The sequence below is a fragment of the Novipirellula artificiosorum genome, assembly GCF_007860135.1.
In the GTDB taxonomy this organism is placed as follows: Bacteria; Planctomycetota; Planctomycetia; order Pirellulales; family Pirellulaceae; genus Novipirellula_A; species Novipirellula_A artificiosorum.
Map to the genome: position 1 here is coordinate 1 of NZ_SJPV01000001.1, position 14,788 is coordinate 14,788.

The 14,788-nt window shown below is 55.8% G+C and carries 8 protein-coding genes and 1 tRNA gene; 4 read left to right on the plus strand and 5 right to left on the minus strand.

Annotation, left to right across the window (positions count from 1 at the left end; translation table 11 throughout):
• Positions 1 to 261: 261 nt before the first annotated feature.
• Positions 262 to 1,986, minus strand: a complete 1,725-nt coding sequence (gene polX / locus Poly41_RS00005; RefSeq protein WP_146523895.1) for a DNA polymerase/3'-5' exonuclease PolX — start codon at positions 1,984 to 1,986, stop codon at positions 262 to 264.
• Between the two features lie 154 nt (positions 1,987 to 2,140).
• On the opposite strand from polX, the gene Poly41_RS00010 reads away from it, so the two are divergent.
• Positions 2,141 to 2,223: transfer RNA gene (locus tag Poly41_RS00010), tRNA-Ser, on the plus strand.
• A gap of 74 nt (positions 2,224 to 2,297) precedes the next feature.
• Here the strand turns inward: Poly41_RS00010 and Poly41_RS00015 are convergent.
• The 3 genes from Poly41_RS00015 to Poly41_RS00025 all read right to left on the minus strand — a co-directional run bounded on the left by Poly41_RS00015 (position 2,298) and on the right by Poly41_RS00025 (position 8,040).
• Positions 2,298 to 5,636 (minus strand): efflux RND transporter permease subunit, encoded by a 3,339-nt coding sequence (locus tag Poly41_RS00015; RefSeq protein ID WP_146523896.1) that lies wholly within the window; start codon positions 5,634 to 5,636, stop codon positions 2,298 to 2,300.
• A gap of 118 nt (positions 5,637 to 5,754) precedes the next feature.
• Positions 5,755 to 7,269, minus strand: coding sequence for an efflux RND transporter periplasmic adaptor subunit (locus Poly41_RS00020; protein ID WP_146523897.1), 1,515 nt, complete (start codon positions 7,267 to 7,269; stop codon positions 5,755 to 5,757).
• A 294-nt stretch (positions 7,270 to 7,563) separates the two neighbouring features.
• Positions 7,564 to 8,040, minus strand: a complete 477-nt coding sequence (locus Poly41_RS00025; protein WP_146523898.1) for a hypothetical protein — start codon at positions 8,038 to 8,040, stop codon at positions 7,564 to 7,566.
• A 454-nt stretch (positions 8,041 to 8,494) separates the two neighbouring features.
• On the opposite strand from Poly41_RS00025, the gene Poly41_RS00030 reads away from it, so the two are divergent.
• The 3 genes from Poly41_RS00030 (at position 8,495) to Poly41_RS00040 (ending at position 12,633) form a co-directional block, all read left to right on the plus strand.
• Complete coding sequence (locus Poly41_RS00030) at positions 8,495 to 9,835, plus strand: HlyD family efflux transporter periplasmic adaptor subunit (RefSeq protein WP_146523899.1); 1,341 nt, start codon at positions 8,495 to 8,497, stop codon at positions 9,833 to 9,835.
• On the plus strand, positions 9,832 to 11,070 hold the full coding sequence (locus Poly41_RS00035; protein ID WP_231615287.1) for a prenyltransferase/squalene oxidase repeat-containing protein: 1,239 nt from the start codon (positions 9,832 to 9,834) through the stop codon (positions 11,068 to 11,070). The genes Poly41_RS00030 and Poly41_RS00035 overlap by 4 nt, the downstream gene beginning before the upstream one ends.
• Positions 11,071 to 11,169: 99 nt before the next feature.
• Complete coding sequence (locus Poly41_RS00040) at positions 11,170 to 12,633, plus strand: PEP-CTERM sorting domain-containing protein (RefSeq protein ID WP_146523900.1); 1,464 nt, start codon at positions 11,170 to 11,172, stop codon at positions 12,631 to 12,633.
• A gap of 139 nt (positions 12,634 to 12,772) precedes the next feature.
• Here the strand turns inward: Poly41_RS00040 and Poly41_RS00045 are convergent, their stop codons facing one another.
• Positions 12,773 to 14,704: a TlpA disulfide reductase family protein gene (locus tag Poly41_RS00045; RefSeq protein WP_146523901.1), complete on the minus strand. Its 1,932-nt coding sequence runs from the start codon at positions 14,702 to 14,704 to the stop codon at positions 12,773 to 12,775.
• Positions 14,705 to 14,788 lie beyond the last annotated feature (84 nt).

Consider the following 14,788-nt stretch of genomic DNA (forward strand, 5'->3'; position numbering starts at 1 on the left):
TCGCAGCACCAGCGCGAACCGCAAGGCAACAATCATTCGCAGCGGTTTGTCGAAAGACCAGAGCGAAATCTCGTCACCTACCCCGCAGATGTATTGGACACCACCCGAGATGCGCGGTACAACGAGCGCCGCGCGGGTAGGGGTTGGAGACCTAACCAATGTCAAGGAGGAGGGGAAGGAAGGTTTCAAATGCAAGCCTCAGGCGCGACCTCGCGCCCGGTGGCGTTCAGCGAGACGTATCTTTTGTTACTTCAACACCGTTCAAGGCGTGAGCAGCTTCTTGATGTGGTTCCAGGACTTCGTGTTCGCGACATTCGCTTTTTCGAGACCTCCGCGGCGCGCCTGCTTGATGCCGTACTTCATCACATCCAATCCATCGATCGAGTGCGCGTCGGTGCTGATCACAATAGGAATGCCATGGCGTTTTGCGGCCGCCAAGTGGACATCATTGAGGTCCAAACGGGCGGGGTTCGCATTCAATTCCATCATTTTCTTGTTTGCGACCACCGCTTTCATCACCGCCTCCATGTCAACCTCATAGGGTGGGCGCCGATTGATCAGGCGTCCGCTGGGGTGAGCGATGCAGTCCACGTGCGGGTTTTCTATGGCGCCGAGAATCCGCTCGGTGATCTGATCACGCGGTTGCTTTTGGCCATAGTGAACACTGGCCAAGACCCAGTCCGCCTCGGCCAAACATTCATCGGGTAAATCCATGCCGCCTTTTTCGAGAATATCGCATTCAATGCCTTTGAGAATCAAAAGTCGGCCCTCGTAGTCGCCGCGCATCGCGTCGATCGCATCCCATTGCTGTCGCAGTCGTTTTGGATCCAAGCCCGACGCCATGGAAACTCGCTTGCTGTGATCGGTGATGGCGATGTAGCGGAGCCCTCGCTCGATTGCCGCGTCGGCCATTTCGTGAAGCGTCGCCTTCCCATCGGTGGCACTTGTATGCATGTGCAAGTCGCCGAGGATGTCCGACAATTCGATGAGCTTGGGGAGCTCATTCTGCTGAGCCCACTGGAATTCGCCGCGATCTTCCCGCAATTCAGGTTCGATCCATCGCAGCCCAACGGCTTGATAAACACTCTGCTCGGTGTCGCCCGCAATTTGCAGCTCCTGCTCATTACGAAAGACACCATATTCGTTGATCTTCAGCCCCTGTTCTTTAGCGATGCGCCGCAGGTGGACATTATGTGCTTGGGAGCCAGTGAAGTACTGAAGCGCCGCGCCGAATTGGTTGGCTTCGACCAGTCGCATGTCCACTTGGAAGGCACCCGCAACTCGAATGGAAATCTTGGTTTCCCCTCGCGCGATCGTTTGTGAACGACCGGGGAACGCCTCGAAGTGATCCATCGCCGCACCGCGATCGTTGGCAACGGCAAGCAGATCCAAATCGCCAATCGATTCGCGACCGCGCCGATAACTGCCTGCCCATTGCATCTGGGTGATCGACTTGCACTGATCCATATGGGCGCCGATTTGGTGTGCCAGTTGATCGCCTTTGGCCCAATAGATTCGCTCCGCGGCTTGCTGGGCGATCGCAAGTCCGTCCAAGATGACCTGCTCCGTCTTTGCACCGAAGCCTTTGATCTTCCGCACGGTTCCTTCTTGGCACGCCCGTTTCAAATCGTCAAGTGATTCAATCTCGAGCATCTCCTTCAACTTGGCCGCCTTCTTGGCGCCGAGACCAGGAATGCGAGCCATCTGCACCACCACTTGTGGGACCGCCTTGCGAAGTTCATCGAGTTGTGCAAGGCGACCGGTGTCCAATAAAACCAGGGTCTTCTCCGCGAGCGTCTTGCCAATGCCAGGTAGATCCGCCAGCTTTCGATTGGAATCTTTGGCGATTTCTGCGATCGGCTCGTCGAGATCCCGAATCGCTTGAGCGCCACCTCGGTAGGCTCGAATGCGAAACGGATTCTCGCTGCGAAACTCCATCAATTCCGCCATTTCATCAAAGACATCCGCGATGGCAGCGTTTTCCACAGATTCGATCCCAAAAAAGGCTTCGCCGAAGCCGCTTTGGCTCCGCTTGTGTCGACGGAGGACCACTCATGACGAGGTCCCAAAAAAGTCGTTTTACACTAAAACACGTCCCGTTGCGATGAATCCGAAAACCATTCAGAATGGTTAAACATTCGGAGGGTAAGCGAATTGGTGAGCGGCCTCATTGGAACTGAGGTACCCCGCAAGGGGCTGCGAGTTCGAGTCTCGTGCCCTCCGCCTTGAAAGCCCCGCAAAGCATTGAAGGAGCGTCGTTTTCTTTGGTTTTTTACGGGGTTTTCTGTGCGCCGTGGCTACTCGCTTAGGGAATTGGCCGATGCTTCCGTGCGATCGCTCACAATTCGCTCGCCAGCACCGCGTCCAATGGTCCAGAACAGGGCCGGGCGAACGAAGAACTCCGCCAGCGTACTGGTCAACAAACCGCCGATGATGACTGTCGCGACGGGGTACAGGATTTCTTTTCCCGTTTCTCCGGCCGCCAGTGCCAGTGGAAACAATCCGATCCCGCTGGTCAGCGCCGTCATCAAAACGGGTGCCATCCGTTCTTGACCCGCTCGTTTGACCATTTCCTGCGTCCACGATTCCCCTTCGTGCTGGACCAGATGCAGGTAATGGTTCAACAGCAAGATCCCGTTGCGACTGGCGATCCCACAAAGCGAAATGAATCCAACCATCGCAGCGACGGTGAGGTTTTGTTCGGTGAGCACGAGTGCGGCCACGGCGCCAATGAACGCGGTCGGCAGCGCCACGAGGACCTGAACCGCAAAATTGATGCTGCCAAACAAGGTGTAGAGGACTAGGAACATTCCGAGCAAGGCGACGACCGACAAAAGAGCCAACCGACGCGAAGCCGATTGTTGACTTTCAAACTGTCCGCCGTACTCCAGGAAATAGCCCGGTTGCAGGGTCAAATCGGCTAACTCGGCTTTGATGTCGCTGACCACATCGACAACGCCACGCCCCGCAACATTCGCCTGCAAGACAATCCGTCGTTTCACCTGTTCGCGAGAAATAGAATTGGGACCGCTACTGTTGTAGATGTTGGCAACCGATTCAAGCGGAATCACACCGCCATCGGGCAGCGAGACAGCCAAACGTCTAAATTTTGCTTCGTCTTCGCGAAACGGCTCGTCCAGACGCACGACCAAATCAAAGGTGCGCTGCCCTTGTAGTACTTGGCTAACGACTTTCCCGTTCATGGCCGTTTCCACCAACTCCATCACGTCGGCTGGTCTTAGCCCGTACTGCACCAACGCGGAACGGTTCAATTCAACTCTCAATTGTGGAATGTTCGTCTGCTGTTCCACAATCACGTCGGTCAACCCATCGATGCCAATGATTCGAGACTGCATCTCCTCGGCTGTGTTTCGCAGCACATCCAGATTGTCTCCGTACAATTTGATGCCGATTTGGGCCTTGACTCCTGAGATCATATGGCTGATCAAATGTGCTAACGGCTGTTCGGTGCTGGAAATGACCCCTGGGATATCAGCCATCACTTCTCGAATTTCATCGATCGTCGCTTCGCGGTCGGCTCCTTCGGCAATCTCCAGAATCAGTTCGCTGACGTTCACGCCCACTGCATGTTCATCGAGTTCCGCGCGACCGGTTCGTCTTACGATCGATTGAACGTCATCGATTTCGAACAGCCGGCGTTGCACGGTCGCACCGATCCGATTGCTCGTTGCAAGAGATGTCCCCGGCGCGAGCATGGCGTTCACCTGAACCGCGCCCTCATTGAAGGGAGGCAGGAAGTCTCGCTCGAGTTGGCTGAGGCCGATCGCTGCAAATCCAACGATCACGGCGGCAACCCCCAGGACGGGAGTGGCAAAGGTCGTGCTGAGCTCGATTGCTGCCCCGAAGACGCTTTTTAATCCGTTCATCAATCGCCCTTCTTCGGCTTGCTCGCCACCGAGCCAGAATTCGAAGCCTTGAAGTAGCAACCAAACCACAGGCGTTAACAATGCGATCCAACCCACCGGATGATGCGGGGCCGAAAAGGGAAGACCGAGGAGATCCATCCCGCGCGGAATGATCCAAAGCACCGATAAAGAGGCAATGCCAAGAGCGAGAATGGGCAAGACGACTTGCCAGCCTCGCCGGCCGACCAGCAACAAGGACGCCAAGACAGGGGTGACCGTTAACGAAACCGCCAGTGACGCAAGCAGTGAAACAACGTAAGCCATCGCCAACGGGACGAATAACTTTCCTTCCATTCCTTCAAGAGCAAACAACGGAATAAAGACCAGCACCACGATGGCGGTTCCATAGACGATCGAGCTGCGGACTTCGATACTGGCGTCCAAGACCACCTTCAGCGTCGAGCGCGGAGCGTCGGCATTTCGGTTTTCTCTCAGTCGGCGGAAGATGTTCTCGACATCGACAATCGCATCATCCACCAACTCACCAATCGCAACGGCCAATCCGCCAAGGGTCATGGTATTGATCGACAGGCCAAACAAGGTAAAAACGCACGCCGTGGCGACGATCGACAACGGAATCGCGGTTAACGTGATGAAGGTGGTGCGAAAATTCAGTAAGAATAAGAACAGAATCACGAGAACCAATGCACCTCCATCCGCAAGTGCTTCGATCACGTTGTCGATGGCTCGATCGATAAACGATCGTTGCGAGTAGACCTGTTCGATACGAATGTCGTCGGGCAATGCAACCCGAAGATCCGCCAGTGCACGCACGACCGCTTCATCCACCGCTCGCGTGTCCGCTTCGGGTTGTTTGTTGATCGTCAAAATGACCGCGGGACCTCCTTCGACGTGGCCGTCGGCACCACGTACGTAAGCTGCCGAATCACCTCGTTTGACCTGTGGTGCATTCACAACACGAGCAATGTCGGCGAGCGTGATGGATCGGCCATCACGAATCGTGACCGTGACCTGCTGCAAGTCCTCAATGCTGGTTACCCGTCCGAGCCCGCGAACGAGCAACTCATTGGCACCCTGGTCATCCAAGTAACCCCCCGTCGCGTTCAGGTTCGATCTTGACACCGCTTGAAAGACGTCATCCATGGTCAGCCCGTAAGTGCGCATGGCATCGGGGTCGACCAACACTTGGAACTGCATTCGCCCACCGCCCATGGTGAACACCTGCGAGACACCGGGAATCGTCAGAAGACGCTGGCGAACCACCCAATCCGCAAGCGTTCGCATCTCCATCGGCGGCGTCTGTTCCCCGTCGCTCCACATGCCATACATCAAGATCTGGCCCATCACGGACGAAATCGGCGCCAACGTGGGATTGGTATCGGGCGGAAGCGTCTCGGCGGCCAATTGCAGGCGTTCGGCAACGATTTGGCGATCGTTGTAGATGTTGGTGTTCCAGTCAAATTCCACGTAGATCACCGAGATCCCAACGCCACTGGTGCTGCGCACCGCCATCACCCCATTGGCCCCGTTAAAGGCCGTCTCCAACGGAAACGTAATCAACGCCTCCACCTCCTCCGGTGCCATCCCGTGAGCCTCGGTGATGACCACCACGCGAGGCCGGTTCAAGTTCGGAAAGACATCGATTGGCAACCGCGCGGTCTGCCACGTACCGACGGCGAGCATGATGACGGCGGCAAACAGGATCAGCAGCCGATTGTGCAGCGAGAAGGTGATGATGCGGTCGAGCATGGTGGCATAGGAAAGGGGGAATGGGGACGTGGTTACTCATTTTCGCTAAGAGCGCAGCGCGTCGGATTGCAAAGGTGGTGAACGAGTGGTTCAAGACTTTGCCCTCGAAGGCTCTGCCTCAGTGATTGTGCCCAGCGTGCGGATCCATCCCACCGCCCGCCTGATTCTTCATCGCCATCTGCAATTGATGTGCGCCGGAAACGGCGACGGTTTGGCCTGGCCAAAGTTGCCCATCGTTTGCAATCGCTTGGTTCATCGAATCACCGGCCAGAACGTGGACCGGAATACGGTCAAAACGGTCTCCGTTTTCGACGAAGACAAATCGTTCCGCGCCCTCTTCGGCGACCGCGCCCTTGGGCACGACAATCACATCCTCCAAATTTTCCACCGGAACGCGTAGCACCATTCGTTGGCCAGGCTTGTATCGCCAACTGACGTAACGATGTTCGCCGACCTGCTCGGATCGCTCCACTTGATTGTCGAGTGAAACGAAAAACGGCAAGGCTCGCGACAACGGGTTGACTTCGTTGCCGATGTAGACGATCTGCAAATCATCGATCACGGTAGGATCCTCACCATCGGATTCCATCACCGCTTGCAATGGCAATTTAGCATTCGCTGCTCGGCTCAACGCCGCATTGTCTCGTTGGTAAGCATACCCTTCGATCAGAATCTCGCTGTAATCCGACAACTGAGCCAGTTTCATACCGGCTTCCACCGACTCGCCCCGACTGACATTCAATTGGGTTACCAGGAAATCGATATCAATGTGCTCGGGATGCATCGGTGGAGGCTGGACGAGCGAAGCGATACGAGCATTCGCTGACGCTCGCGGTGTCTCGCCGGGTCCATGCAACGCGTCGTGATGCAGCGAGCGATCGGCGTGCAACGTCGGCGCGTAAATCGTAATCTCGCGAATCAACTCACGCGTCTCCTCGATCTCCGCCACCTGGACTTCGGTCAACCCGTGCAACAACATCGCTTGCTTTGCCGCCCGAATGCTGGCCAGCAATTTGTCGCGTTCATATTCACGCGTGATCAACGTTTTTCCTGCAATTGCCCCTGAGGCCACGGATTGCAAACGCGTGATCTCGCGTTGCTCCACGTCCAATTGCCCCAGCGATGTCAGAAACTGTTCTTGCGTGTCCACCAAGTCTTGGTGTGTCAAACGCAAGGTAAACAAGGGGGCGTCACTTTGAATCAATTCGCCACGCGCGATGTAGATCGCGTTGACAACCCCCGTCAAAGGAGAGGTGATCGCGATGTGTGTTCGTCCCGGCCAATCGGTTACGGCAGCGGGCATCTCGATGTACTTCGAGAAATGCCCCACCGACACCGGTTGAACCTTGAGACCCAGATTAGCCCGAGCTTGGTCACTCAGCTCAATGGCATTTTCACTCGAATCACCTTGAATGGCATGGTCGTGCCCTGCATGGGGATCGGTGGACGTAGGCTCGTCGCCGTGGTCGTGCCCGGCATGATCATCATCGGGGTCGGTTGCGGCCGCGACAAGGCCGAGTCGCTGAGGCAAATCGGTGAAAGCCATGCCACCGACAACGACGGCGATCGATAACACAGCGAAGGTCAGTACGACGTTGCGTAGCCGCACCAGCAAGGTTGGTTGGTTGGACATGGTGGTTCGCTAACGGAAACAATGCGGATGAGGAGACAGGTAAGGTGCCCTCGTGGACTGTCAAGTTTAAAACTGCAAGTTGGGAGGTCGTGGACTTCGCCAGAAGTCTCCAAGACGATTTGAGTTACGGATTTCTGGCGAAATCCACTACTCTAAAATCGAGGACGGCATGGCCAACGAAAAGGGAATCGTCATGGCACCCGTGTAGCACACCAAGGGTGTCTTGCAGCGTGCAGAGCGCTACAAACAAGGACCGCCAGCGCCGCTTCCCAAGATTTTGGCTTTGTCGAGCTGCTACAACCGCCACGTGCAATAGAGTGCACACAAAGAAACGGGGGCACTGACGCCGGTGGCTTCACCCCTCCGCTGGCCTTTCGCGGAACGGCGATGTAAATCCTGTAAACAAACATCCGCCGTCAACGCGGCCGTCGGAATGACCACGGCCGCAGGCTTCGCATTCCACTGCGACCGAACCAAAAAGCAACGGTTCACTTGATTGTGGCAATCATTGGGCTGGCGATCACAAGGCCCTTGCTCGCAAACGCAGCATCGTGGGCCTAGCAGCCGAGGAGGATCAAACCCAACCTTGTCATCGGTTTCATGGACGTGACGACACGCGTCCAGCGAGGCTGTGTGACAGCAATCGCCGATCGTGGCATGCTCCGACGCCAAATGCGCATGCAATTCGTGCTCGCAGGCGAGGCAAAACACCATCCCACAGCCGAAAAACGAATGCAGCAACAATGCTGCGGCACAAAGGATTCTACACACGATCAACTAGGTTTCTCACATAGTGCGTCCGTATCTAACCGTATCATCGGCACGATCGTCAAACTGCACAAGTTAAATTTTGCGGAAAGTCGACCGAGTGCTCGGGCCATCTTTCGCTTCAGTCGCGCGTTCTGATTGGTAAGGGTGCCAGGGGCATCAAGAGGCCCGTGGAAGGTCGGAGTAGGTTTCAGGGACGAGAAACCAAAAGGCACGTCGTGCTTTTGTCAACACTGAGATTTAGGGTTAGCCGCAGGGAACATAGCCACGAGTCCTCCCTAATTCGCCCTATGCTGAGGACTCGTTGCCTCGTCCACCACCCTAAGATTGAATTGAGACGATGCGCTAGTTAGCCTGTGAATTTAGTGGAAAGCTGCACCAGAATGGTCCAGAATGGCGGTACGACAGCTTCCAGCGCAAGCCCCCTCATTTACCTCACCCTTGGAGTCTCACCCTCATGTCGGTCTATCGAAAAGGTATTTTCCCCCTCCTCTTAACTTGTTTGTGTCTCCTTTCCCACGGTTTTGCCGACGACGCAACGAAGAATGACTCGGAACAGGACGTTGAGATTACTGCGGTTTTCGAATCACTCGTGGCCGTCGAACTCTCAGCCGACAGCGAACAAGTCGACTCGCTTGTAATCAAGAAGATCGTGCCGCATGGAACTCGCATCCAACCCAAAGCGGCAGTCGTGTGGTTCGAAACCGAGGCCGTCGACGAGCGCATCCTGAAAGCGGAAACGGACCTATCCCTGGCGAAGCTGTCCCTCTCGGAGTCCGAATTCGCCTTCGAGCAATTCGGCAAGCAGCAGGACCTGGATCGCGAAGCTGCCCAGCGCACTCGACGCGAGGCGAAGCAGGATTTCGACAATTTTGTCGCCATCGATCGCCAACAACAAATTGAGTCGGCCGAGTACCAATTGAAGAACGCAAAAGCGTCTCTGGAATACGTCCAAGAGGAACTCCACCAACTGGAAAAAATGTACAAGGAAGATGAATTGACCGAAGAGTCCGAGGAGATCGTGTTGAAGCGAGCACGTCGAGCGGTTGAAAATGCCCAGTACAGCTTAAAGCTAACCGAGACGCGAACACGACGAAGTCTGGAACAAACCATCCCAAGTCTGCAAGCGAAAGAGGAAGCGAAACTTGAAAAAGCAGAACTCGATTACGCAAAAACGGTTCAAAATCTGAAGGACGCTCGGCAGCGTCGCAAAATCGAACAAGACCAGAAAAAGCGAGATTTCGAAAAACAACAAGCGGATCTGGTAGAACTTCGCGAAGAGCGTCGACGCTTTGTGATCACGTCGCCCATCGAAGGCATCGTCTATCACGGTAAACTGACTCGGGGCCGATTGAGCGATAAACCAAGCACATTGGATACGGGATCGAAGGCGACTGCAGAACAAGTGCTCGCCACCGTCGTGGATCCGAAGCGATTGCGAATCCGAGCGGAATTGACGGAAACACAGCTCGCATCGTTGAAAGCGGGGATCAAGGGAACCGCAACGCCGGTCGCATTTCCTGGCACGGAGCTAGCCGTAACGATCAAGTCAATCGAGTCGGTGCCTCTGGCAAGCAATAAGTTTGATTGCGTTCTGTCCATCGACCGTAGGAAGAACCCTGCGGAGATCGTGCCCGGTATGACTTGTAAAGTTAGCTTTCCCAAACCGATCGGCGAGAAAGAAAACAGAGACCAGCGCGAGGCAAAACAAAACGACACGAAGAAGAACCACGAAGACGCCCCTGAGCTCAACGCGCCAGCGGTAGATGAATCCGAAACCAAAGAGGCAAAGAAATGAGTGCCTTGAATGGGCTTCGACCGATCTTGCGATCCGTTCTCGCCGTCGCACTTTGCGTCGTCGTCGCCGATGCGCAGCAACCAAGGGGTTCCGGCGAATTGGCAGCAGAGCATCAGCGGATCCAGCCGCTCGATTTCCGCACGCCCCCCATATTGCCGGACGTTGTCGGCCCCGGCGGTGACGCCATTCAAGCTTCGATCGATCGAGGTGTCCAGTTTCTGTTGACCGATCAAAACCAGAATGGTTCTTGGGGATCGGCAACGAACACAAAGAATTTAAACATCTTTGCGCCCGTTCCCGGTGCTCACGATGCCTTTCGGACCGCGACGACGGCGTTGTGCTTGTCGGCATTGCTTGAAGTTGCCGATCCAAAGGATGCGCAGGTCAAGCGTGCCATCGGTCTTGGCGAGGCTTGGATGTTGCAACATTTGCCAGAACTGCGGCGAGCCGATGGGACGGCGATTTACAATGTTTGGGGACACGGCTATTCGATCCAGTCATTGGTCAGGTTACACCGCCATCATCGTGGTGAACCGAACAAACAAGAAAAGATCGAAACGCTGCTACGCGAGCAATTGGATCTGCTGCGGCGTTATGAATCGGTCGATGGCGGATGGGGCTACTACGATTTTCGCTATCAGACTCAGCGTCCAACCACCGATTCAATCAGCTTCGTCAACGGAGCCATCTTGGTCGCGATGTTCGAAGCCAAGGCGATTGGGATTGAACCGCCGAAGCGGTTGGTTGACCGTGCGATTGCGGCAACGTTGCGTCAGCAAAAGCCCGACTTCACCTACCTGTATGGCGAATACCTAAAAGACCGTCCGATGCGTGGCATCAACCGCCCCGGCGGCAGTCTTGGCCGATCGCAGTGCTGCAACTTGGCCCTTCGTCTTTGGGGCGACGATGAGATCACCGACAACGTGGTCAAACATTGGCTGTACCGATTGTACGAGCGCAATGGTTGGCTAAGCATCGGACGAAAACGCCCCGTGCCACACGAATCGTGGTTCCAAGTGGCCGGGTACTTCTACTACTTTGGCCACTACTACGCCGCGATGGGCATTGAGCAGTTACCCCCATCCGATCGCGAACCGTACCAGGCGATGTTGGCAGATCTGTTGGTGCCGCTGCAGGAAAAAAACGGTTGTTGGTGGGACTACCCTCTTTACGATTACCACCAACAATATGGCACCGCGATGGCGGTGATGACTCTAAAGCGTTGCTTGGATTAGTCTTTCAACGCAACGGAGTGTCGGTTTGGCCAGGACCTGGCCTCAATCCATGATCTCACCACGAACCGACTTTTGAAACCAGAAAACCGGAATTCAACCATGCGTTCAAAACCTTGCTGGAACCGTTCACACCGTCGCACGTTCGCGGTGGTGGTCGTCGCATGGGTGATGGCAGGGTCGTCCCCGGGCGACGCGCTAGCCGATTGGAAAGATGACATTGGCTACACCGCACTGCAAGCGGAATTGGGGGCGGCGACCCCCACGGGCGTCGGCGTGAATGTGTCGCAAGGTGAAGCTCGCGTCACCGATAACGGCCCCCCGACCACGATTCGCTACATGCCAAACACCGCAAGCGCTCAACTTTCGACCAAGACGTTTACCGATGGCAGCGGGATGAACGTGGGAGTCAATTCCCATGCCGATGGTGTCGCAAACTTGTTTATCGGAAATACAGCCAGCATTGCGCCGGGCGTGATCAACATCACCAATTACGATGCCAACGATTGGCTGGATGACAAACTGGGATCCGTCAGCAAGACGGAACCGGTGGCTCATCCGTTCAAAGTGCAGAACCATAGCTGGATCGCGAATGCGAAGACGCCCACTGACAAGACCGGAGTCGAGGATCTAGCCAAACGGGTCGATTATCTTGTCAATCGCGATGATGTGCTGATTATTGGCGGTTCGACGAATAGCGGCAGCATCCCGGACTTGCTCGCTCATTCGTACAACGCCATCAGCGTCGGACGAACCGATGGGGGGCATGGATCAGGACCGACGACGTTTTACGGCAGCGGCCGACCTCGGCCTGACATCGTTGCGCCTTCCGGCACGACCAGTGGCGCCACGCCGATGGTCTCTTCCACCGCCGCAATGCTTTATGAGACAGCTGCCGGCTCGAATGCCGATCATGTCGAAACGATGCGCGCGGTCCTGATGGCCGGTGCGACGAAAAACGAGTTTGCTTCTTGGGATCGAACCGCAACGCGGCCGATCGACGAAGTCTATGGTGCGGGAGAAGTCAACGCTTACAACAGCTACCAGATCCTCGCTGGAGGCGAAACCAATGGCACGCTGGTGGCACCCCTCACCGCCGCAGGTCTATTTGGCTACGATTTTGTCGAAGCCATCGATTTCAGCGGAACCATGCAGTACCGCTTTGACGTCGACCCAGGCTTCGTGATGGACGAATTGTCGATCTTCTTAAGCTGGAACATCCAGGTCACCAATGCCTCTGCCGTTTCCGGCGAGTTCATTCCGGATGCCGACCCGAGTTCTTCGGCCAGTTTATCCAATTTGGAGCTGACACTGCGAGATGCCTCCAATGCGATCATTGACCAGAGCATCAGCGGTGTCGATAACTTCGAACACATCTACTTGCAGGACCTGGCAGCCGGATCCTACACGCTGCAGGTGTCGCGTGATCAAGCGGTCGACTACGGACTGGCGTGGCGATCTTCGATTTCCGCTGTTCCCGAGCCAGCCAGCGTTCTACTACTAAGCTCTGGGTTTGCAGCTTGGGGCTTCCGGCGTAAAGCCGTCGCGATTCAGGTCACCGGCTGAGAACCTTCCACGATGCTCATCCCCTTCTGGACGGAGCCCGCTCTCAAAAAAAACGGCCCAAATCCTCGAGGGATTCGGGCCGCCATCGTCGAAAATCGCTACCTCGTGTGGGAGGCGAAGCGTACTGCGATCCGCTTTGTTACTTCGTCAGCTTATCCAATTCGCTTTCGAGATCATCTACGCGAATGTTATGTCGGACCATGCGACCCTTTTGGTCGACCAACATCGTGGTCGGCAAGGTCTGAACACCAAACGCTTTGGCCAAGTCGCTCGACTCAAGACCCCCGTCGTCAAACAGTTGAATCCAAGGGACAGAGTTTTGTTTCAAGAACTGCCCTGCCGACTCTCGCGTGGCATCAACATTCACACCGACCACTTGCAGTCCCGCCTTGGCATAACGAGCCTGCAACCCGCGAAGCAGCTTCATGTCTTGTTTACACGGTTCACACCACGTTGCCCAGTAATGAATCACCACGGGACGCCCACGGAGTTGGGACAACTTAAACGCCTTGCCTTCGATCGATAGGCCCTGCAATTCAATCACTTGTCCAACCGATTCGAGACGTCGTGCTGCACCTGCGGCCTTTTCGGCTGCTTCGGTACCTCGGAACGCAACCGCGACTTTCTTGTAGTAGCCGAGAGCCTCTTTTTCTTTGTCCTCAAACTCCTTGCTGAGGGCCAATTGCAACATCGCTTGCGCGGCTTCGGGCATCTGGGGGTGCTGGTCAACAAAGTCGGTCAGCGCTTCCAAGTACCATTCTTGGACCTTTGCAAAATCCGCATCCGGAGTTTGGCGAACGGCATACTCGGTCCCGATCAACAGATAATCGGCATAAGAACGCAACGGTTCGTTTTCCTCGCCCAGCGAACGAGCAATCGCCTTCAAACGAACGAGTCCATCCGGATAGGCACCGCTCTGCGTCGCAGCGCTGACCGTGTCGATCAGTTGGCGAGTCCAGGCGTCGCGTTCGCCGGGATCGTCCGTCGATTTGATCAGCCGAGCGACCAATTGGGCACGAGCTTCATGCAGCGAAGAAACGTCCTTCGGATCGCCTGCTTCGGCCAATTTTTGATCCACTTCTTCTAATTGCGTCACCAATTCTTGCGCCTGTGAACTGACTCCACTGCCGGCGGCTGCCGACGCACCGCCAATTCCACCCGGAGTGAAGAAGTTGCCAGCCGATTGGGCCACGGCGTCACCATCCGCTGCTGCGCTGGGCAAATCGACGATTTTCCACCGATCCCCCACCTTGATGATCGTGCCGACCAAGATTTGGCCATTCTTGCCTCCATCTTCGAACATCGCGACTGCATTTTCGTAGACGATGACGTCTTTGGTCGACCCATCGATACCGGCCGGCACAACGCCCGGGGTAGCAGCTGCGAATTGAACCCACTTCGCCGAGCGACTCACCGCTTGCTGACGCTTCGCAAAATCAGTGAACTCCGAAGCCGCTCGATCTGCCTTGGTCGCCAATCGCCGACTCGTCTCGGCGCCAAGCCCAAGTGATTTGAGATCGCTTTCGCTGACCAACAATCGTGCGAACCGAGCGGGATCTCTGTCCCGCATCGCAGAGACCACCTCTGCGGTCACTTCTTCCGCTGAGATCTGAACCCACCGGTCGATGCGGCCATCCTCGTTCTCGTCTTCGCCCCAACGAGTGCCTTCGGTTCCGAGCCATCGGTACTGGTCGGCCTTGGTGTTGAAATCCTTGTCCACATCGCGGTAAACCTCGACACCGAAATTGAAATAGCACCACAAATCGACCTTATTATCGCCGTTGGTGTCCGCGAATCGGCGCAACATCGTGCCATCCGCCGCATGAACCTCCCAGCCTGACCATTCCGGGTGATCGATATCGTTGACGGTGCACTTCGCGGCGGCAGCGGCATCGGGAATCTCGTACTCGACGTCCGTTTGGATAGGTTTCAAGCCCAATGCCGTTTCAGCCGAAGGAGTCGCGGCAACCGAAAGGGACGCAAAAAAGGCAAAAATAAATGTCAGCGCGGCCGTGGGCAGCACCCGAGAGTTGCGAGGAGTGAGGAGTGCCGAAGGAGGAAGGTCCAACATGCCAGTCAATTCCAATTGTGGGGATTCGGGGGGGATTGAGGACAGCGATCCAGAGGATTCGCGGCTCGTCAACATCGATCTTGC